This window comes from Streptomyces sp. SirexAA-E (genome assembly GCF_000177195.2).
Classification (GTDB): domain Bacteria; phylum Actinomycetota; class Actinomycetes; order Streptomycetales; family Streptomycetaceae; genus Streptomyces; species Streptomyces flavovirens.
The window spans coordinates 4,785,915-4,807,090 of sequence record NC_015953.1 but is presented as its reverse complement, the minus strand read 5'-3'; the positions used below and the strand labels follow the sequence as shown (position 1 = coordinate 4,807,090).

Below are 21,176 nucleotides of genomic sequence, written 5' to 3'. Positions count from 1 at the left end.
CCACCCGGCCTCAACGGGTCACTTGACCTTGATCCGGTCGTAGACGGGGACGCTGAACGGGTTCAGCGAGACGTTCTCCACCCGGTCCGAGTAGCCGGCGCTGCCGTTCTGGTACCAGAGCGGGATGACCGGCATCTGCTGGACGAGGACCTTCTCGGCGTCCTGGAAGGTGGTGACGGCCTTGGCCTTGTCGGTCTCGGCGTTCGCCTTGTCGACCAGGTCGTCGAACTTCTGGTTGCTCCACTTGCCGTCGTTGGACGAGGCGTTGGTGTAGTAGAGCGGCTGCAGGAAGTTCTGGATCAGCGGGTAGTCCATCTGCCAGCCGGCCCGCCAGGCGCCGGTGAGCTTCTGGGTGGAGACCTGGCTGCGGAAGTCGGCGAAGGTGCCGACGGGGGCACCGACACAGGCCTTGTTGTTGCCCATGACGTTGTTGATGCTGTTGCAGAGGGCGTCGACCCACTCCTTGTGGGAGCCGGTGTCCGCGTTGTACGAGACCTTGAGCTGGCCGCCGGGGATGCCGCCGCCCTCCTCGATCAGCTTCTTGGCCCGCGCCTTGTCGTACTCGCACGCGGTGCCGCACAGGCCCTTCTTGAAGCCGCCGTCCTTCCCGAGGACCGGCGAGGTCCAGTCGCTGGCCGGGGTGCGCGTCTTCTGGAAGATCTGGTTGGTGATCTGCTCGCGGTTGATCGCCATCGACAGGCCCTGGCGCACCTTGGCCGCGTCGGGGGTGTCCCACGCCTTCACGTAGAACGGGAAGGCGAGCGTCTGGATGATGCCGGCCGGGGTGTTGATGTAGCGGTCGCCCAGGTCCGCCTTGACGTTCTTGAGCTGGGAGGCCGGCACGTCGTCGACGAGGTCGAGGTTGCCGGCCGTCAGGTCGGTGTAGGCGGTGTTGTTGTCCGTGTAGACCTTGAGGTCGATGCCGCCGTTCTGCGCCTTGTCCGCGCCGGGGTAGTCGTCCCACCTGCGCAGGTTCATCGAGGAGCCCTTGGCGTACTTCTGGACGGTGTAGGGCCCGTTGCCGATCGGCTTGGAGAGCCAGGCGTCGTGGTCGGTGTAGAAGGCCTTGGGCAGCGGCACGAAGGCGGCGTAGCCGAGCGTGTCGGGCCAGAGCGAGAACTTCTGCGCGAGCTTGACCGTGAAGGTCGTGTCGTCGACCACCTTGAGGCCGGAGAGAGTGTCGGCGGACGCGTCGCCCGACTCGGGGTGGACCTTGTCGTAGCCGTCGATGTACTGGAAGAAGTACGCGTTCTTCTGGTTGTTCTTGAGCGCGGCGCCGTAGTTCCAGGCGTCCACGAAGGACTTCGCGGTGACCTTCTCGCCGTTGCTGAAGGTCCAGTTGTCCTTGATCTTCACCGTGAAGTTCTGCGAGTCCTTCGAGTCGATCGACCGGGCGATCTCGTTCTTGGCCTCGCCGGTCTTGGAGTCGTACCGGACGAGACCGCGGAAGACCATGTCGAGGACCTTGCCGCCCTGCACCTCGTTGGTGTTCGCGGGCTCCAGCGGGTTCTGCGGGTCACCCCAGGAAGAGCTGACGATCCCGTCGGCGCCACTGCCGCCCCCGTCGTCCCCGCCGCCGCAGGCCGTGGCCGCCAGGGCGACGGCGACGGCGCAGGCGGCCCACCTGACCTGTGTGGCTCCGCGCATGGAGTGCCTCCTAGGGTTCCCGTGAGTAGCTCAATGCCTCATATCACTCCATATGACGGTATGACGCATGTTCACATCGGCCGTACGGGCGCCCCGGGCACACGAAGGCGCCCGGCCCCCTGAGAGGGCCGGGCGCCTTTCGTTTCGGCGTGTCGCCGGGTTACGCCGCGTGCACGACGTCCTTGTCCTCGGCGAAGTGGCAGGCCGACTCGTGCGAGGCGGGCGTCGAGCCGCCGACGAACCGCTCCGGTATCGCCAGCAGCGGCACCTCGGTGGCGCACTTGTCCTGCGCCTTCCAGCACCGCGTACGGAAGCGGCAGCCGGACGGCGGGTTGGCCGGCGAGGGGACGTCCCCGGAGAGGATGATCCGCTCGCGCCGGTCACGGGCCGTCGGGTCCGGAACCGGGACCGCCGACAGCAGCGCCTGGGTGTAGGGGTGCGTCGGGTGGTCGTAGATCTGGGTGTCCGTACCGATCTCGGCCATCTTGCCGAGGTACATGACACCGACCCGGTCCGAGATGTGCCGGACGATCGACAGGTCGTGCGCGATGAAGAGGTAGGACAGGTTGAACTCGTCCTGGAGCTTCCCCATCAGGTTGATGACCTGCGCCTGCACCGACACGTCGAGCGCGGAGACCGGCTCGTCGCAGATGATGATCTCCGGGTTGAGCGCGAGGCCGCGGGCGATGCCGATGCGCTGGCGCTGGCCACCGGAGAACTGGTGCGGGTACCGGTTGATGTACTCCGGGTTCAGCCCGACGACGTCCAGGAGGTCCTGCACCTTGCGGCGCCGGTCGCCCTTCGGGGCCACCTCGGGGTGGATCTCGAAGGTCTCCCCGATGATGTCGCCGACCGTCATGCGCGGGTTCAGCGAGGTGTACGGGTCCTGGAACACCATCTGGATGTTGCGGCGCACGGCCTTCAGCGCGCGGCCGGACAGCTTGGTGATGTCCTGGCCCTTGTAGAAGACCTCACCGGCCGTGGCCCGCTCCAGGGTCATCAGAAGCTTGGCGACCGTGGACTTGCCGCAGCCGGACTCGCCGACGATGCCGAGGGTCTCGCCCGCGTACAGGTCGAACGAGATGCCGTCGACCGCCTTGACCGCGCCGACCTGCTTCTTGAACAGGATGCCCTGGGTCAGGGGGAAGTGCTTGACCAGGTTGCGCACCTGGAGGATCGGCTCCCCCTGGGACACCGGGGCGTCGATGGCGGCGACCGCCGCCTCCTCGGTGGGCGCGTCGACCGTGGCCACCTCGGTGACGTTGGGGGTGGCGTCCGCGGGCTCCTTGCGGATGTCAGCCATGGAGCGTCTCCTTCCAGAAATGGCAGGCGCTGTGGCGTCCGACCAGTTCGGTGCCGTCCGTACCCGTCACCGGCAGCAGCGGCGGGATGTCCGAACGGCAGATGTCCTGCGCCATCGTGCAGCGCGGGTTGAAGGCGCAGCCGGAGGGCACGTGGAGCAGGTTGGGCGGCAGCCCCTTGATCGCGAAGAGCTCCTGGCCCTTCTGGTCCAGGCGCGGGATCGACGCCAGCAGGCCCTTGGTGTAGGGGTGGGCGGGCGCCTTGTAGATCTCGTGGACGGGGGACGTCTCGACGATCCGCCCCGCGTACATCACCGCGATCTTGTCGGCCACGTCCGCGACGACACCGAGGTCGTGCGTGATCAGGATCAGCCCCATGTTGTACTCGCGCTGGAGCTCCGCGAGCAGGTCCATGACCTGGGCCTGCACCGTCACGTCGAGCGCCGTGGTGGGCTCGTCCGCGATGATCAGGTCGGGCTCCAGGGCCAGCGCCATGGCGATCATGATGCGCTGGCGCATACCGCCGGAGAACTGGTGCGGGTAGTCCGAGATGCGGGCCGCGGCGGCCGGGATCTTCACCTGGTCCATCAGGCCGATGGCCTTGGCCTTGGCGTCCTTCTTGGACAGCCCCTGGTGCACCCGGAACATCTCGCCGAGCTGGTAGCCGACGGTGAGGACCGGGTTCAGCGAGGACAGCGCGTCCTGGAAGATCATCGCGATCTTCCGGCCGCGGATGTTACGGCGCTCCTCGGCCGACATCTTGAGCATGTCCTGGCCGCGGAAGAGGATCTCGCCCTGCGGGATCCTGCCCGGCGGCATGTCGAGGATGCCCATGATCGCCTGGGCGGTCACGGACTTGCCCGAGCCGGACTCACCGAGGACGGCCAGCGTCTCCCCGGCGTCCACGCTGTAGTTGACGCCGTTGACGGCCTTGACGACGCCGTCGCGGGTGTGGAACTCCACGTGCAGGTCGCGGACTTCGAGCAGCGGGCCGACGTGGTCGTCTCCCGAGCGCGCGGACGGGACTGTTGCGGTCTTGTCGATGGTGGTCACGTGCGCCCTCCTTATCGCGTCTTCGGGTCGAGGGCGTTACGGACGGCTTCGCCGAGCATGATGAACGCCAGAACGGTGATGCTGAGCATGATCGAGGGGTAGATCAGGATGTGCTGGGCCACCCGGATCTGGCTCGCTCCACCGGAGATGTCCATACCCCAGGAGACGGTCGGCGAGGCCAGGCCGAGACCGAGGTAGGACAGGGTGGCCTCGGCCGAGATGTACACGCCGAGCGAGATGGTCGCGACGACGATCACCGGGGCCAGGACGTTCGGCAGGATGTGCCGGAAGAGGATCCGGTTCGTACCGGCTCCCAGCGCCCGGGCGGCCTGGACGAAGTCGGCCTGCTTGACGGTGATCACGGCGCCGCGTGTGACACGCGCGATCTGCGTCCAGCCGAGGAAGGCCAGGGCGAAGATCACGACCAGGACCGTGCGCTCGGTGAAGGCCTGGAGCACGACCATGGCGCCGAGCAGGAAGGGCAGCCCGAGGAAGATGTTGGTGAAGCCGGAGAGCAGCGCGTCGACCCAGCCGCCGAAGTAGCCGGCCACCATGCCGATCAGGCCGCCGAACACCGTCACCAGGAGGGTCACCGAGATACCGACGATCACCGAGGCCCGGGTGCCGTAGATGACACGCGCGTAGACGCTGCGGCCCTGGCCGTCGTAGCCGAGCCACTCGGGCGAACCGACCTTGCTCAGCTCGGGCTTGCCCAGGAAGTGGTGCGCCAGGTCGCCGACGGTGGGCGAGGCGCTGGTGAACAGGCTCGGGACGATCGCGATCACGAGCAGCAGGACGATCAGCGCGGCCGAGATGATGAAGTACCAGTTCCGGCGCAGCTCCAGCCAGGCATCGCCCCAGAGGCTGCGGGCCTTCTCCGCCTTGACGTCGACCGAGGGTCCGACGAGAGGTGCTTCGGCGTCCTCGGGGGCGGGGGCGGTCTTGGTGGCGTCAGGCATACCGGATCCTCGGGTCCAGGACCGCGTACAGCAGGTCGACGATAAGGCTCATGAAGAGGTAGACGATCACCAGGACGGTGACCAGTCCGACGAGGGTCGTGCCCTCACGCCGGACGATCGACTCGAAGATGGTGCCGCCGACGCCCTTCACGTTGAACAGGCCCTCGGTCACGATCGCGCCGCCCATCAGGGCGCCGAGGTCGGTGCCGAGGAACGTGATGACCGGGATCAGCGAGTTGCGCATCAGGTGCACACCCACGATGCGGCGCTTGGGAAGTCCCTTGGCCACAGCTGTACGCATGTAGTCCGCGCGCAGGTTCTCCGCCATGGTCGTCCGGGTCAGCCGGGCGACGTACGCGAGCGACAGGGACCCGAGCACGACGGCCGGGGCGATCAGCTCGCTCCACGTGGCGTCGTTCGAGACGTTGGGCGAGATCCAGTCGAGCTGGAAGGCGAAGACCGACTTGACGATGAAGCCGAGGACGAACACCGGGATGGAGATGATCAGCAGGGTGAAGATCAGGACGGCGTTGTCGGTCAGCCGGCCGGCACGCAGACCGGCCCACACGCCCAGGCCGATACCGAGGACGATCTCGAGCACGAAAGCCATGCCCGCGAGCCGCAGGGTGACCGGGAACGCGTCGCCGAGCACGTCGGTGACGGGGCGTCCACTGGCTATCTGGGTACCGAAGTCGAAGTGGACGACGATCCCCTTCATGTACTCCCAGTACTGCACCAGGATCGGCTGGTCCAGGCCGAGTTTGTGCCGCATAGCTTCCAGAGTGGCCGGGTCGGCACCCTTGTCCCCGAAGAGCCCCCGCACGGGGTCACCGGGCAGCGCATAGACCATCAGGAAGATCAGCAGAGTTGTCCCGAGGAAGACCGGGATCATCTGGAGCAGTCGTCGTACGACATAGCGCCCCATCATGCCTCCATGTAATAGGCAAGCAGCAGCCGACGGGCCCTCCCCCGCCGTCGACGTCCCTCAGGACGGTCGACGGCGTGGAAGGGCCCCCCGGCCACAGCTGCGGACTGGTGCGGACCGATGTGAGTGTCGGTCCCGCACCGGCCCACGGACTACGTCGGTCTTACTTGATGACCTGGACTTCGGTCAGGATCGGGTCGCCGTCCTGCGCGTAGTCCACGTTCTTGACGTTCTCCGAGTAGCCGGCGTTGACCTTGTAGTACCAGAGCGGGATGCTGGGCATGTAGTTGACCAGCTCCTTCTCGATCTCCTGGTAGGCCTTGACCGAATCGTCGAGGCTCGCGGCGGAGTCCGCGGCCTTGATCTTCGCGTCGAGGTCCTTGTTGGAGAAGAAGCCGTTGTTGCCGGCCGCACCGGTGCGGAACAGGTCGCTGATGAAGTTGGCGTTGACCGGGTAGTCGAGGACCCAGCCACTGCGGTAGAACGACTTCACCTGCTTGGCGTCGCGGGCGTTCAGGTCGGCCTGGAAGTCGGCCTTCGAGTCGCCGGTGCACTTGACGCCGGTGGCCTGCGTGATGCTGTTGCAGACCGCCTCGATCCACTCCTTGTGGCCGCCGTCGGCGTTGAACTGGATGAAGATCTCGTTGCCCGGAACACCGCCACCCTCCTTGATGAGGGCCTTGGCCTTCGCCGGGTCGTACTTGGTGACGTCACCGGCGACGTTCTCCTGGTAACCGAGGACGCCCTTGGCGACCCAGCCCGTGGCCGGCTCGCGGGTGCCCTGGAGCACCGTCTTGGTGATCGTGTCCCGGTCGATGGCCATCGACAGGCCCTGGAGGACCTTCGGGTCCGTGTTCTTCCACTGGTCGGTGTACATGGCGACACCGAGCGTCTGAACCGCGGAGTAGGCCTTGTCCACGGCGCGGTCCTCGAGGTCGGCACGGTAGACCGGGAGGTCCTTCGGGCCGATCTGGCGGAGCACGTCGACGTTGCCGGACTTGAGGTCCTCGTAGGCGGTCTCGAGGGTGGTGTAGTTCTTGAAGATCACACCACCGTTCTTCGCCTTGTCGGGGCCCTTGTAGTCGTCGTTGCGGACGACCTTGATCTGCTTCTTGTGGTCCCAGCTGACGAACTTGTACGCGCCGTTGCCGACCGGCTTCTCACCGGCGGCCTTCGGGTCCGCGTAGAAGGACTCGGGCAGCGGCGAGAAGACCGTGTAGCCGAGCTTGTACGAGAAGTACGGGACGGCCGAGTTGAGCTCGATGGTGAAGGTGTAGTCGTCCACCTTCTTCAGGCCGGACATGGCGTCGGACTTCGGCTTGGCGCCCTCGCCGTCGGGGTGGACGTCGGCGTAGCCCTTGATGTCGGCGAACCAGGAGGCGTTCGTCTGCGCGTTCTCGATGTTCGCGGCCCAGTTCCAGGCCTTGACGTAGGAGTCGGCGGTGACGGGGGTGCCGTCGTGGAACTTCCAGTCCTTCTTGAGCTTGACCGTCCACAGCTTGCTGTCGGTCGTCTCGACGGACTCGGCGTTGATCATCTCGAGCTTGCCGTCGGGGTCGTAGTCGACGAGCTGCGAGAAGATGGCGTCGGTGACGATGCTGCCGTTCGACTCCATCGTGTTGGCCGGCTGCAGCGGGTTCTGCGGCTCACCGACCTCGACGGAGAATATGCCGTCCGCGTCGACGGCGCCCTTGGCACCGTTGTCGCTGTCGCTGTCGCCGCCACCACAGGCGGTCGCGGCCAGGGCGATGATTGCCGCTCCCGCGACCCACTTGGCGCTCTTGGCACCGCGCATGGGTTTCCTCCTCATGAGTCCACTTTTGACTACAAGAGGGGCACTGGAGAGATCAACCGACACCCCTGACGGCGATCGTTTCAGTGCCCCGAGTGTGCTCGTGAGTCGGCACTCCCCACAGTGCGCTGACCCATTGACCCGAGCTCAATGAGCCAACTATTAAGGAACACCGGGCTGTAAACCACACTTAAAGGGTCTCGGTTTGACAACATCAGAAACCCCGACCGGCCCGAAATCCGGACAAAGTGATCCCAGACAGACACCCCCGAAACGGACTGTTAACACATGTTCCGGAGAGCAATGGTCGATTAACGAACACCTCGTCCACGAAATCCTCTTGACCTCGGGACTTCGGAGGACCTCACCGCACCGGCCACCGCAACCGCTTTCCGGGCCCCCGGGCCACGTCGGCGGCCGACGGGGAACGGGGCCCGCCTCCGGGAGGGCGGGCCCGGTCCGGGAAGGCGGGTGCGGCCCGGACGGGCCGGCGAGGGACCTCCACGAGAACTCCCCGTCCGAAAGAGGAAGTGCCTCTTCCGAACGGGGAGTTGTCACTCGACGCCGGGCGGTGCCGGCGGCGGGGTCAGCCGTTCTTGGCGCGCGAAGCCGTACGGCCGCGCTGCTTCTGGTCCAGGACGACCTTGCGGATGCGGACCGTCTCCGGGGTCACCTCGATGCACTCGTCGTCGCGGCAGAACTCCAGGGACTGCTCCAGCGAGAGCTTGCGGGCGGGCACCACGTTCTCGGTGGTGTCCGCGGAAGCCGCACGCATGTTGGTGAGCTTCTTCTCCTTGGTGATGTTCACGTCCATGTCGTCGGCGCGGGAGTTCTCGCCGATGATCATGCCCTCGTAGACCTCGGTACCGGCCTCGGTGAAGATCACACCGCGCTCCTGGAGGTTGACCATCGCGAACGGCGTCACCGTGCCCGCGCGGTCGGCGACCAGGGAGCCGTTGTGACGGGTGCGCAGCTCGCCGAACCAGGGCTCGTGGCCCTCGAAGATGGAGTGCGCGATGCCCGTACCGCGGGTCTGGGTCAGGAACTCCGTACGGAAGCCGATGAGGCCGCGGGAGGGCACGATCCACTCCATGCGGACCCAGCCCGAACCGTGGTTCGTCATCGTCTCCATGCGGCCCTTGCGGGTCGCCATCAGCTGCGTGATGGCACCGAGGTGCTCCTCGGGCGAGTCGATCGTCATGCGCTCGACGGGCTCGTGCGTCTTGCCGTCGATCTGCTTGGTGACGACCTCCGGCTTGCCGACGGTCAGCTCGAAGCCCTCACGGCGCATCTGCTCGACGAGGATCGCCAGCGCGAGCTCACCGCGGCCCTGGACCTCCCAGGCGTCGGGACGCTCGGTGTCCAGGACGCGGAGCGAGACGTTACCGATCAGCTCGCGGTCCAGACGGTCCTTCACCTGACGGGCGGTGACCTTGTGGCCCTTGCCGCCCTTGCCGACGAGCGGCGAGGTGTTGGTGCCGATGGTCATCGAGATGGCCGGCTCGTCGACCGTGATCAGCGGCAGCGCGATCGGGTTCTCGGGGTCGGCGAGGGTCTCGCCGATCATGATGTCCGGGAATCCGGCGACGGCGCAGATGTCGCCCGGGCCCGCCTTCTCGGCCGGCTGGCGGGTGAGCGCCTCGGTCATCAGGAGCTCGGTGATGCGCACGTTGGACATGGTGCCGTCGCGCTTGATCCAGGTGACCGTCTGGCCCTTGCGCAGCTCGCCCTGCTCGACGCGGCAGAGCGCGATGCGGCCGAGGAAGTTGTCGGCGTCGAGGTTGGTGACGTGCGCCTGGAGCGGGGCCTCGGCGTCGTACTCGGGGGCCGGGACCGTGGAGAGGATGGTGGAGAAGAAGGGCTCCAGGTTGTCGCTGTCGGCCGGGACGGTTCCGTCCTCGGGCTTCGTCAGCGAGGCGACGCCGTCACGGGCGCAGGCGTAGACGATCGGGAACTCGATCTGGTCCTCGTCGGCGTCCAGGTCCAGGAAGAGGTCGTACGTCTCGTCGATGACCTCGGAGATACGCGAGTCCGGGCGGTCCGTCTTGTTGATGCAGAGGATCACCGGGAGCTTGGCGTCGAGCGCCTTGCGCAGCACGAACCTGGTCTGCGGGAGCGGGCCCTCGGAGGCGTCGACGAGCAGGACGACCGCGTCGACCATCGACAGACCGCGCTCGACCTCGCCGCCGAAGTCGGCGTGGCCGGGGGTGTCGATGATGTTGATCGTGATGGGGTCCCCGCCGTCCTTGGGGTGGTACTTCACCGCCGTGTTCTTGGCGAGGATCGTGATGCCCTTCTCACGCTCCAGGTCGTTCGAGTCCATCATGCGTTCGTCGAGGTTCTCGGCGGCGTGGGCGGCGAAGGCACCCGCCTGCTTGAGCATGGCGTCGACCAGGGTGGTCTTGCCGTGGTCGACGTGGGCAACAATGGCTACGTTACGGATGTCGTGGCGCGTGGGCATGGGTGGCTTGAGCTTCTCTCGATCGTGGGATCAGGCGTCTTTGTCGGTCTCGAGTCCTCGTACGCCCGCCGGGCGGACACGCCACGGCTGGTCCCATGGTACGGGCACGACGCGCCTGAGACGTCCCGGCCCGGTCCGCGGAGGCATCCGCCGGGTGTTGTTCAACCCGTGTTCAACCGTCGTCGCGGCATGGTCCGGCGGCTGCGGGGGCCGGACGGCAAGGGGTGTGGGGAGAGGGAGAAGCCCGGGTCCAGGCAGACGCAACCTTGCCCGCCGGCGATGCCGACGGGCAAGGGAATTGAGCTGGTTCTGAGCTTCGATCAGCCCCTTGACCTGCTACTTCGTACGATTCGCGGGGGAACCTGCCGCTTGGCCCCCGACGAAGCCGATGTCCTGGTAACGGGGGGTGGCGAAGCCGAAGGCGCCGATGTTGCGGAGCCTCTTGTCGACCGCGACCAGCTGCGGCCGCTGGTACAGCGGGATCGATCCCGCGGCCGCCCAGATCCGTGCGTCCGCCTGCTTCAGGAGGTCCCTGGAGGTCTTGTCGTCGAGTTCGGAGACCGCCCGGTCGAAGAGCTGGTCGATGTGGTCGGAGCCGACCCGGGTGTAGTTCTGCTCGACCAGCAGCGATCCGTCGGTGGCCGGTTCCGGCTTGGCGAAGATGGGGCGCCCGTCGGTCGCCGGGTAGGCGGTGGCGGGCCAGGAGTAGAGCGCCATGTCGTAGTCGCCCGACGCGACGTGGTCCTTGAAGTAGTCCGCGTCGTCGACCTTGGTGATCTGGGCCCCGATGCCGACCGCGTCCAGCATCTCCACGATCTTGGCTCCCACGCCGCGCAGCGACTGCGATCCGGGGCCGGACGGGAGGACGAAGCGCAGGGTCAACGGCTTGCCGTCCTTGCCGAGCCGGTTGCTGACGGGGGCGGGGGCGGGGGCCGCCGTGCCCTTGGGGGCGTAGGCGCCGGGCGCTCCCCCGGGCGGCTGCTTGTCCTGGGCGCTGACCCGGCCGGCCTCGTCGCCGGTGACGGCCGCGACCTGGCGCATCACGGCCGCGCTCTGGGCGGCGGCGGCCGGTGCGGTGGCGAGGGCCTGGGGGACGGCGGTGCGGGTGGGACGGCCTCCCGGCTTGTCGTCGCCGACGATGTACAGCCCCTCGTCGCGGGAGGCCTTGTCGTCCTCCTCCTCGGTGGCGGATGCCTTGTCCGCGTCCGCGCCGGAGGGCTTGTCGCTCGCCTCGGCGGACGCCTTCTTGTCGGCCTCCGCGTCCGTCTTCTTGTCGGCCTCGCTGCCGGCCTCGGTGTCCTTGGGCTTCTCGGCGGCTCCGCCGAGCGTCCAGCCCGCGTCCGCCAGCAGTGCCCGCGCCTCCTTGGTGTCCTGGTCGCCGAGCGCCCCGCTGGCGTCCTTGTACGCGGGCTGCCCGGCCAGGGCCAGGTGGCTGCCGGGCGGCTTCGCGGGCAGGCCGAGCGGCTTGAGCACGGTGTCGGCGAGCTCCTGGCGGTTCAGGGCGCGGGCGACCGCGCGGCGCACCCGCTCGTCGGAGAGGGGCCCGGACTCGCCGTTCAGCGCCAGCTGCGTGTAGGCGGGCTCCAGCGACTTGCGCACGGCGAAGCCGTTCAGCGCCTTCTGTTCGGCCGCGTAGGCGGCGACGGCCTCGCGGTTCTTCGCGCGGGCCGCCCGGGCGGCCTCGGCCGCCTCCTCGTCGGATCCGTAGGCCAGTGCCCAGGAGCGCAGCGCAGCGGCCGGGGTGATGTCGGCCCCGGGGCCGTGGGCGGGCGGCCCTCCCTTGCCGGTGCGGTAGCGGGCTGCCTGGGCGATGCTGTTCGCCGCCGCGGGGTCGATGTCGGCGACGTCCACGGTGCCCTCGGTGAGGGCGTCGGCGCGGTCCCCGGGTTTCACGGCCCGGAAGACGAGCGACTTCAGCTTCGGCCGGTCGCCCCACCAGCGCGGGTTGCGGTCGAGCGTGACGGTTCCCTCGTCCTTGTTCACGCTCCGCAGCCGGAACGGCCCCGCGGTGTTCTTGAGCGTGGTGCGCGCACCGTCGTTGAAGGCGCCGGGGGAACCGGTGACCTCCTTCGGGTACAGCGGTGAGAAGAGCGCGCGCCAGTCCGCGTACGGCTTGGCGAAGGTGACTCTGACCTGGAGGTCGTCCTTGCCGCGATCGATCTTCTCGATCCGCTCGTAGCCCGCGTTGCGCGCGGTCCAGAACGCGGAGTCCTTGCCGCTCAGCGCGCGCCACTGGGCGACGAAGTCGGGCGCCCCGATCTCCCGGCCGTCGCTCCACACGGCCCGCTGGTCGAGCTTGTAGAGCACGACCTGCTTGGGTTCCCGCTCGATGACCTTCGCCGATTCCAGGTAGTCGGGGTTGAGCCGGGGCTCCCCCCGCGCGTCCATCGGGAAGAGGGTCGGCAGGAGGGCGCCGGTGACCCGGGTGGTGGCGCCGTCGGCGTCGGCCTGGAAGGTGTTGAGGGTCGCGGGCAGCGCGTCGATCGCCCAGGTGAGGGTGGAGCCGTCGGCGACCCGGTCCCGGGCGGCCGGGGCGATGTCCTGGGACACGGCCACCGGGACGCGGTCGTCGCCGTCCGAGGTGCAGCCCGCCAGTACGGGAATCGTGAGCACCCCCGTCGCCAGGAGTGCGACCGAGCGGCGCTTTCGGGCCGTCCCGTGCGGGACGCCGAGGTGGGCCATGGCTGATACCTCCGGGGCCGGCCCGGCCCACCCGTACCGGAATGGACCGGATGACAAACGTTTTGGTGGCATTTGCAGCTGATCACACTGATGTGGTGATCCACTGAACTCACCTCCACGCGCGAGGGGGCGCAGGCACGGCCGGTGCGGCCGGGATGTCACCCGTGCGGCCCCGGAGGGGGTACCCGGATCCTGTCGGGTGCCCGGTCGCGGGCCGCCCGACAGGCTCTCAGCCGAGCAGCTTGACGATCGCCGCCGTGGTGTCGGTCTCGCCGAGCCTCGGGAAGATCTTCTCGACGCTGGTGCGGTGGGTGTCGGCGTCCAGGTCGGTGACCGCGTCCGTGGCGACGGTGACGTGGTAGCCGTGTTCGTGGGCGGCGCGGGCCGTGGACTCGACGCCGATGGCGGTGGCGATGCCGGTCAGGACGACCTGGGTGACGCCCCGGCGGCGCAGCTGGAGGTCGAGGTCGGTGCCGTGGAAGGCGCCCCACTGCTGCTTGGTGACGACGATGTCGCCCTCGCGCGGGCCGATCTCGGGCACGATGTCGGCCCAGTCGGCGGGCGGCCGCTGTCCGGACCGGGCCGCGTCGCCCTCGGTACGGCCGGGGGCGCCGCCGGTGACCCGGACGAGGACGACGGGGAGGCCCTTGGCACGGAAGGCGTCGGCGAGGGTCGCGGCGTTGGCCACGACGTCTCCGGCGGGGTGGACGGTGGAGGCGCCGACGATGCCCTTCTGCAGGTCGACGACGATCAGGGCGGTTTTGGGGTCCAGGGTGGTGGCGGTCATGTGCGTACTCCTCGGGGGTGGGTCGTTCAGGTGCGTGCGCGCAGGGCGCGGTCGGTGACGGTCAGGACGGTCAGCAGGACACCGAGGACGACGGAGACGGCGGCCATGAGGTGCAGTCCGGCGTCGCTCGCGGCGTCCGCGTAGGCGAGGGCGATCAGACCGGAGGCGGTGATCGCGCCGAGGTACTGGGCGGTGCGCTGGAGGCCGGCGGCGGATCCGATGGCCTCGGGCGGCGCGTGGGCCTGGACGGCGGCCTGGTTGCTCGTGCCGATGAGGCCCTGCGGGGCGCCGAAGCAGGCGCCGGCGAGCAGCAGCACGGCGAGCGGGGTGGAGCCGGAGAGGGTCAGCAGGATGCCCGCCCCGGCCATGAGCAGTCCGCAGGCCAGGGTCAGCGGGGCCCGCAGGGACTTCGTGCGGGCGCCCAGGAGCGAGCAGGCCAGCGCGGTGAGGGACATCGGCAGCATGAGCAGTCCGGTGTGGCCGGAGGAGTAGCCGCGTGCCTCCTCCAGCCACTGCGTGAAGCCGTACATCACGCAGTAGATGAGGAGGTAGCTCAGGCCCTGGCGGGCGTAGGTGCGCAGCAGTGCGCCGTTGCCCGCGAGCATCCGGAGGTCGATGAAGGGGCGCGGGGTGCGCAGCTGCCACCAGGCCAGCACGGCGGTCAGCACGGCGAAGGGCGCGGCCAGCCACCACAGGGGGTCGGTCAGGCGGAGCAGGAAGAAGACCAGCACGGTCAGGGCGGCGGAGAACAGGCCGATGCCGAGCGGGTCCAGCGCGAGCTTCGGGGTGTTCCCCTGCCCGTCCCGGGCGCGTGGCGGGTCGGCCGGCACCCAGACCAGCGCGGCGCCGAACGCGAGCAGCGCGACGGGGACGTTGACGGCGAAGATGCCCCGCCAGCCGACGAACGTGACGAGCAGCCCGCCGAGCGCGGGCCCGACGGCGGCGCTGCCGAGCGCGGCGAAGGAGAGCCGGGCCAGCACCGGGCGCGGGGTGACACGGCCGACGCGCCGGGACTCGTCGCGCAGGACCGCCATGGCCGCCGGGTAGGCGGCCGAGGTGCCGATGCCGAGCAGCAGCCGCGAGACGATCAGCATGCCGAAGCCGGACGCGAGGGCGCCGACCAGGCCGGACGCCATCACGACGACGAGGCCGGCCAGGAAGACCCGGCGCGGGCCGAGCACATCGGCCAGTTTGCCGAGGACGGGCTGGGCGACGGCGCTGGCAAGGTAGAGGACCGAGATCAGCCAGGCGGTGTCGGCGGCCCCGATGCCGAAGCTGTGCCCGATGGCCACCAGGGCGGTGGAGATCATGGTGGTGTTGAGCGGGTTGAGCAGCGAGCCCATCAGCAGCGGCGCGGTGAGGCGGACGCCGAATCCCTGGGCGGACCCCGGTCGCGGGGCGGCCGGCCCGACGTGTACGTCCGCCGCCGGGCCGGGCGGGGGCGTCCCCGGGCGGGTCACTTGTCGACCAGGCGGCGTATCAGCACCACGGCCTCGGCGACCGTACGGCGCTCCTCGCCGTCCAGCTCGTCGGCGATCGCGTCCGCCAGCCAGCCCCGGGTGACCGCCCGGACCCCGGCCAGCGCGGCGAGCCCCTCGTCCGTGACGGAGACGACCGACTTGCGGCCGTCCGACGGGTCGGGGGCCCGTGCCACCAGCCCCCGGGCCTCCAGCGCGGCCAGGGTCAGCCGCATCGACTGCGGGCGTACGAACTCGGCGCGGGCCAGCGCCGCCGTGGTGGCCGGGCCGCTCTCGTCCAGCCGGGCCAGCACCGAGCGCTGGGACGGCGTCAGCACACCCTCCGGCTGCATGGTCCGCATCCGCCGCAGCAGCCGGCCGACCACGGTCGCGAGGTCCGTCGCCACGTGCCCGGCGGCCGGGGCGTCCGGCTCGGGCGGCCGAGGCCCGGGAGGTTCCTGAAGTGGGGCGGTCATGTCTCCACGCTAAAGATGCGCAGTACATCTTGCAAGGTTGCCTGTCCATATCCCGGCAAAGACGCCCGGTACGCCCCACGCCCCCTCATGCCGGTACGCCGGGGACACGCCTCGCTCCGCCTTGCCCCTCCGCAACCCCGCGATCTAGGGTGAATGCGCTTTCAAAGCGGTCGGTCCGGCACGAGCCGGGCGCCTGGGTACGGACGAAGAAGCGGACGGTCTCTCGAGTGAGCGCCCCCACGGTGTACGACGTCGCCGAACGGTCGGGCGTCTCCATTGCCACGGTCTCCCGCGTGTACCGCAATCCTGGTTCCGTACGCGACCGGACGCGTGAGCGCGTCCTGGAGGCGGCCCGTGAGCTGGGCTATGTGCCGAGCGGGAACGCCCGGGGCCTGGCCAGCCGGACCACCGGAGTCCTGGGCCTCTGCTTCCCCGACTACGCCGACCCGGACGCCGAGGCCGACGCGGAGGCCGACAGCGACGCCGACGACGCCGCGATGCTCTACTCCGACCAGATCATCCGCGGCATGGAGCGGGCCGCGCGCCGGCACGGGTACGCCCTGCTGATCGCCGCCTCCCTGGAGGGCGGACCGGAGAGCCTCGTCGCCAAGGTGGCGGGCCGGGTGGACGGCTTCGCCGTGCTGGCGCAGACCGTGCCGACGGAGGACCTGGAGGTGATATCGCGCCGGCTGCCGGTGGTGATGCTCGCCGGTCCGCGCGAGATCGACCACCTCGACCACGTCGTCGTCGCGAACGCCGACGGTGAGCGCGAGCTGGCCCGCCATCTGATCGAGGACCACGGACTGCGCAGGCTCGCCTTCGTGGGCGGCGACCCCGAGTCCCCGGACGCCGAGGCGCGGTTCCGGGGTTTCCGTCAGGCCTGCGGGGACGCCGGGCTCCCGGTCCCGGAAGCGCCGGACCTGCGGACGGCGATGATGACGCGGGCCGAGGGCGCCCGGGCCGCCGAGACCCTGCTGGACCGGGGCTCCGAGCGGCCTGCCGCGATGCTCTTCGCCAACGACCAGATGGCGGTCGGAGCCCTGCGCGCCCTGGAGCGGCGCGGGGTGCGGGTGCCCGAGGACATCGCCGTGACCGGTTTCGACGGCATTCCGCTGAGCCGGATCGTGCGCCCCTCCCTGACGACCGTGCGACAGCCGATACGACAGCTGGGCGAGCAGGCCGTGGAATTGCTCGTGCAACGCCTCGCCGACGCGAACCGGCCCCCCGTCTCGCTGGAGCTCCCCGTCTCGCCGGCCCACCGGGCGAGCTGCGGCTGCGGGTGAGCGACAGGGGCGGTCACGGCCGGAGCCACTGCCCGAAGAAGCGTTCCCGCAGACTCCGCAGCTCCGCCGCCTCACGGGCCTCCTCCGCGTACCGGAAGTGGCCGGCCCGCAGCACCAGGAGCTCACGCGGTCCGGGCAGCGCGTTGTGTACGGCGAACTGCCCCGGCGGCGGCACCGCGGGGTCGAACAGGGCGGCGGCGACGAGCGTGGGCAGCTCCAGCCGGGCGGCGGCCGTGGCGGCGTCGAAGTAGCGCAGGACATCCGTCACACCCGGGTGGCCGCGGTGGTACGCCCGGACCGACTCCCCGCTGCCCGTGCAGGGCAGGGTGAGCCGCAGCGGGTGGTTGCCGAAGGTGGGGACGGTGAGCTGGGCGGCCCCGAACCGCTCGTCCCAGGGCAGGGCGAGCGCGCCGAGTCCGCCCCCGAAGCTCTCCCCCAGGTATCCGAGGCGGCCCGCCCCGCCCAGGTGCGGCAGCAGCTCCCCGAGCGCGGAGGCCGCGCACCACAGGTCGGCGGCGCAGTCCCCGATGACGTAGGTGTCGCGTGAGGCGATGCCGTGCAGGACGTGCGCGTCGGCGTCGCCCGGGATGCCGGGGAGCGAACTGCGGCTTCCCATGCCCCGTACGCACGGCAGGATCGCGGCCGCCCGGGGCAGCGGCAGGGGCAGATCGGGCTCCGCCGCCTCCCGGCCGCCGTAGCCGTGCCCGATGACGAAGCCGTGTTCGGCGGGGCCGTCCACGGGCAGCGCCAGCCAGCCGCCGAGGCGCGCTCCGCCCACGGAGGTGAAGGACACGCCGTGCAGCCGGACGCCGTCCCGCTCGCCCTCCGCCGGACCGATCTCCGGTGCGGTGTCGACCGCCCTGGCCTCGGCGTACCGCGCGGCCCAGAATTCCGCGAAGTCCCCGGGGGCGGTGGGCGCCGGTGTCCGCAGCAGCGCGTCGAGTGTCCGCCCGTGGCTCGGATCGAAGGGGAATCCGTGCGCGAGCGGGGGCGGGGAGCCGGCCGCGGCGGCATGGGCGAAGGACGTCATGGCAGGACAGTAACGGGCGCCCTCACGGCCCGAACAAGCGGAATCGGTCACATCCACTTCAGATACGCAAACGACGCGTCTACGGTGCCTCGACCGCGCCCGCAGATGACGGCCACGTTGCACGAGTGTGACCCAGCACCCCCTTGCGGATTCCGGGAGGGCTGATCCAGAGTGATGTATGCGCTTACAGGCAGCGCATACATCCGGATCGCTCAAGGAGGAGCCCTCCATGCCCCGCACCGCCAGAACCGTCTCTTCCGCCGTCGCGGTCGCGCTCGCCTTCGGCGTCTCGGCCTGTGGCAGTTCCGGGGGCGACGACGTCGCCGCGGACGCGAAGCAGACGCTCACCGTCTGGGCCATGGGAGCCGAGGGCGAGAAGCTCGCGGACGTGGCCGAGGAGTACGAGAAGGCCCACCCGAACGTCACGGTGAAGGTGACCCCGGTCGGCTGGGACGTCGCCCACCAGAAGCTGGTCTCCGCCGCGGCGGCGGGCACCATGCCGGACGTGGCGCAGATGGGCGGGAGCTACCTGGGCGAGTTCGCCGAGCTCGGTGTGCTGGAGCCGGTCGACACCGGGCGGTTCGACGAGAAGGACTTCTTCCCGGCCGGCTGGCGGCAGGGCGAGGTGGACGGCACGGCGTACGGCGTGCCGTGGTACGTCGACACCCGGGTCCTCTACTACCGCACCGACCTCGCGGAGAAGGCGGGCGTCGACAAGGCGCCCGCCGACTGGAAGCAGATGCGGGAGCTGGCCACCGCGTACCAGAAGGAGGCGGGCACCAGGTGGGGCCTGTCGATCCAGCCCAGCGGCCTGGACACGGTGCAGAACTTCTACTCCTTCCTCTACTCGGCCGGCGGCGCGATCGTCGACGACGAGGGCAAGGCGGTGATCGACAGTCCCGAGGCCGTCCGGGCGCTGGAGGAGTACGGCTCGTACTTCGACAAGGGCCTGGCCGACAAGTCCGTGCGGCCCGGCTACGACGTCGTCAAGGACTTCGGCAACGGCCGGGTCCCGATGTTCTTCGGCGGCCCCTGGCACGTCACCCTGCTGAACGAGGGCCAGCCGCAGATCAAGGGCAAGTGGGCGGTGGCCCCCGTCCCCGCGGACAAGACGTCCGGCTCCATGGCGGGCGGCTCCTCCCTGGTGGTCTCCAAGGACAGTGAGCACAAGGCCGCCGCCACGGAGTTCATCGGCTACCTCACCGGCACCGAGGCCCAGGCCGACTGGTACCGGCGCACCAAGGACCTCCCCGCGAACGCCGCGGCCTGGGAGTCCGGCAAGCTCGCCGACGACGCGGCCCTCCAGGTGTTCAAGCGGCAGATGGACACCGCCACGTCCTCGCCGTCCATGGCGAAGTGGACGGAGATCACCGACAAGGTCGACCAGGCCGTCGCGAAGGTGACGCAGGGCAAGGCCTCCGCCCAGGACGCGCTGAAGACCGCGCAGTCCGAGATCGAAGGCCTCGTGAAGTAGGAGCCATGAGCACCACGACCTCTCGGGCCGCACAGCCGGCCAAGACGCGGGGCGGCCCCGGGACTCCCGCGTCCCGGGGCGGGTCGCGCCGCGGGAAGCTGGGCGTCCAGAACGCGGCGGGGTGGTTGTTCTCCACCCCCTTCCTCGTCCTGTTCACCGTCTTCATGGCGTTCCCGATCCTCGCCACACTGCTGATGAGCTTCACGGACTTCGGGCTGCGCAACGTGACACGCCCCTGGGAAGCGCGCTTCATCGGCTTCGACAACTACGTCGAGCTGTTCGGCGACGAGAAGTTCCTGAAGTCGCTCTTCAACACCGCCTACTTCGTGGTGGTGGGGGTCCCGCTGACGATCGCCCTCGGGCTGGTGGTGGCGGTCCTGCTGAACAACGGCATCGACCGGGCCAGGACCTTCTTCCGGGTCGGGTTCTACGCCCCGGTGGTCACCACGATCGTGGCGGTCGCGGTGGTCTGGCGCTTCGTGCTGGACCCGAGCGACGGGCTCATCGCGGGCCTCTTCTCCGAAGTGGGCCTGACCGCACCGGACTTCCTCGGCTCGGAGGCGCTGGCCATGCCCTCGATGATCGCGATGGCGGTGTGGCGCAACGTCGGCACGGTCATGGTGCTCTTCATCGCCGGCCTGCAGGCCGTCCCGACCGAGGTCCGGGAGGCCGCGCGGCTCGACGGCGCCGGGGTGTGGCAGGAGTTTTGGGGGATCACGGTCCCCCTGCTGCGGCCCACGCTGCTCTACGCCACCGTCATCACCACCATCGGCTACCTCAACGTGTTCGAGGAGCCGTTCGTGATGACACAGGGCGGGCCCTCGGACTCCACCCTGACCGTCTCGCTCAACATGTACCGCGAGGGCTTCAACTTCTTCCACATGGGTTATGCGAGCGCCATGGCGTATGTCCTCTTCGTAGTGATCATGGGCATCACGGTGCTGCAGCTCCGACTGCTGAAGGACAACACCGAATGACCGCCGTCCGCGCACCCGGCGCCACACCCTCCGCGAAGTCCCGCGCCCCGAAGCGGCCCCTGGTCTACGTCCTGCTCTCGCTGGGCCTGCTGATCATGTCGGCGCCGTTCCTCTGGATGGCCCTGTCGTCGTTCAAGACGCCGAGCGAGCTCTCGGCCGGTCCCCCGGTGTGGATCCCCACCGAGTGGACCCTGGGCAACTTCCGGGAGCTGCTGGACAAGCTGGACCTGCCGCTCTACTTCATGAACTCCGTGATCGTGGCGGTGCTGGTCACCGTCTCGAACCTGGTGTTCTGCTCGATGCTCGGGTACGCCCTGGCCAAGCTGAACTTCGTCGGCCGCAGCAAGATCTTCGGCCTGGTCCTCGGCGCCCTGATGGTGCCCGGGAACCTGATGCTGCTGCCGCTGTTCGTCCTGATGAGCAAGCTGCGCCTGATCGACTCGTACGCGGGTCTGGTGCTGCCCTTCGCCGCCGGGGCCTTCGGTGTCTTCCTGATGCGGCAGTTCATGCAGTCCATCCCCGACGAACTGCTGGAAGCGGCCCGGATGGACGGCGCCGGTGAGTGGTACATCTTCTGGCGGATCGTCATGCCGCTGGTGAAGCCCGCGCTCGCGACGCTGTCGATCTTCACCTTCCTCGGTTCCTGGAACAACTTCGTCTGGCCGCTCATCGCGACCAACGACCCGGACAAGTACACGCTGCCGGTCGCCCTGGCGACCTTCGCCACCGACCCGAACAAGGCGGGCGGCTCCAACGGCATGCTGATGGCCGGGGCCTTCCTGGTGGTGCTGCCGGTGCTGATCCTCTTCATCGCCCTTCAGCGGCACTTCACCCAGGGCATCGCCACGGCGGGCATGAAGTAGCCCGCTCCG

16 protein-coding genes are annotated in these 21,176 nt (G+C 69.4%); 4 read left to right on the top strand and 12 right to left on the bottom strand.

Going from position 1 to position 21,176, the window contains the following annotated elements:
* Nucleotides 1-18 precede the first annotated feature (18 nt).
* From SACTE_RS21605 to SACTE_RS21555, 11 genes are all read right to left on the bottom strand, one after another.
* Nucleotides 19-1,647, bottom strand: coding sequence for an ABC transporter substrate-binding protein (locus SACTE_RS21605; RefSeq protein WP_014048141.1), 1,629 nt, complete (start codon nt 1,645-1,647; stop codon nt 19-21).
* A gap of 160 nt (nt 1,648-1,807) precedes the next feature.
* Nucleotides 1,808-2,950: a dipeptide ABC transporter ATP-binding protein gene (locus SACTE_RS21600; RefSeq protein ID WP_014048140.1), complete on the bottom strand. Its 1,143-nt coding sequence runs from the start codon at nt 2,948-2,950 to the stop codon at nt 1,808-1,810.
* Nucleotides 2,943-4,001: an ABC transporter ATP-binding protein gene (locus SACTE_RS21595; RefSeq protein WP_014048139.1), complete on the bottom strand. Its 1,059-nt coding sequence runs from the start codon at nt 3,999-4,001 to the stop codon at nt 2,943-2,945. The genes SACTE_RS21600 and SACTE_RS21595 overlap by 8 nt, the downstream gene beginning before the upstream one ends.
* Nucleotides 4,002-4,012: 11 nt before the next feature.
* Nucleotides 4,013-4,960: an ABC transporter permease gene (locus SACTE_RS21590; protein ID WP_014048138.1), complete on the bottom strand. Its 948-nt coding sequence runs from the start codon at nt 4,958-4,960 to the stop codon at nt 4,013-4,015.
* Nucleotides 4,953-5,885, bottom strand: a complete 933-nt coding sequence (locus SACTE_RS21585; protein WP_014048137.1) for an ABC transporter permease — start codon at nt 5,883-5,885, stop codon at nt 4,953-4,955. The genes SACTE_RS21590 and SACTE_RS21585 overlap by 8 nt, the downstream gene beginning before the upstream one ends.
* 163 nt (nt 5,886-6,048) lie before the next feature.
* The gene (locus SACTE_RS21580; RefSeq protein ID WP_014048136.1) at nt 6,049-7,680 is read right to left on the bottom strand and encodes an ABC transporter substrate-binding protein; all 1,632 of its coding nucleotides are present in this window, start codon (nt 7,678-7,680) and stop codon (nt 6,049-6,051) included.
* Between the two features lie 583 nt (nt 7,681-8,263).
* Nucleotides 8,264-10,138: a translational GTPase TypA gene (gene typA / locus SACTE_RS21575; RefSeq protein ID WP_014048135.1), complete on the bottom strand. Its 1,875-nt coding sequence runs from the start codon at nt 10,136-10,138 to the stop codon at nt 8,264-8,266.
* 336 nt (nt 10,139-10,474) lie between these two features.
* Nucleotides 10,475-12,820 (bottom strand): ABC transporter family substrate-binding protein, encoded by a 2,346-nt coding sequence (locus SACTE_RS21570; RefSeq protein ID WP_014048134.1) that lies wholly within the window; start codon nt 12,818-12,820, stop codon nt 10,475-10,477.
* A gap of 229 nt (nt 12,821-13,049) precedes the next feature.
* A complete protein-coding gene (locus SACTE_RS21565; RefSeq protein ID WP_014048133.1) occupies nt 13,050-13,607 on the bottom strand; it encodes an isochorismatase family protein in 558 nt (185 codons plus the stop codon).
* A 26-nt stretch (nt 13,608-13,633) separates the two neighbouring features.
* Nucleotides 13,634-15,067: an MFS transporter gene (locus SACTE_RS21560; RefSeq protein ID WP_014048132.1), complete on the bottom strand. Its 1,434-nt coding sequence runs from the start codon at nt 15,065-15,067 to the stop codon at nt 13,634-13,636.
* On the bottom strand, nt 15,064-15,540 hold the full coding sequence (locus SACTE_RS21555) for a MarR family transcriptional regulator (RefSeq protein ID WP_014048131.1): 477 nt from the start codon (nt 15,538-15,540) through the stop codon (nt 15,064-15,066). Before SACTE_RS21555 ends, SACTE_RS21560 begins: the two co-directional genes overlap by 4 nt.
* Nucleotides 15,541-15,767: 227 nt before the next feature.
* On the opposite strand from SACTE_RS21555, the gene SACTE_RS21550 reads away from it, so the two are divergent.
* Nucleotides 15,768-16,823, top strand: coding sequence for a LacI family DNA-binding transcriptional regulator (locus SACTE_RS21550; RefSeq protein ID WP_019992407.1), 1,056 nt, complete (start codon nt 15,768-15,770; stop codon nt 16,821-16,823).
* Nucleotides 16,824-16,836: 13 nt separating this feature from the next.
* Here SACTE_RS21550 and SACTE_RS21545 read toward each other — a convergent pair whose 3' ends face one another.
* Nucleotides 16,837-17,853 carry an acetylxylan esterase gene (locus SACTE_RS21545; RefSeq protein WP_014048129.1) on the bottom strand — a complete coding sequence of 339 codons (1,017 nt, stop codon included), beginning with the start codon at nt 17,851-17,853 and terminating at the stop codon, nt 16,837-16,839.
* Between the two features lie 229 nt (nt 17,854-18,082).
* Here SACTE_RS21545 and SACTE_RS21540 point away from each other — a divergent pair, with 229 nt between their 5' ends.
* Genes SACTE_RS21540 through SACTE_RS21530 form a run of 3 tightly spaced genes read left to right on the top strand, consistent with a single transcriptional unit; the run spans nt 18,083 to nt 21,167 of the window.
* Nucleotides 18,083-19,327, top strand: coding sequence for a sugar ABC transporter substrate-binding protein (locus SACTE_RS21540; protein ID WP_014048128.1), 1,245 nt, complete (start codon nt 18,083-18,085; stop codon nt 19,325-19,327).
* Nucleotides 19,328-19,332: 5 nt separating this feature from the next.
* Nucleotides 19,333-20,304 carry a sugar ABC transporter permease gene (locus SACTE_RS21535; RefSeq protein WP_014048127.1) on the top strand — a complete coding sequence of 324 codons (972 nt, stop codon included), beginning with the start codon at nt 19,333-19,335 and terminating at the stop codon, nt 20,302-20,304.
* Nucleotides 20,301-21,167, top strand: coding sequence for a carbohydrate ABC transporter permease (locus tag SACTE_RS21530; protein ID WP_014048126.1), 867 nt, complete (start codon nt 20,301-20,303; stop codon nt 21,165-21,167). The genes SACTE_RS21535 and SACTE_RS21530 overlap by 4 nt, the downstream gene beginning before the upstream one ends.
* Nucleotides 21,168-21,176: the final 9 nt, after the last annotated feature.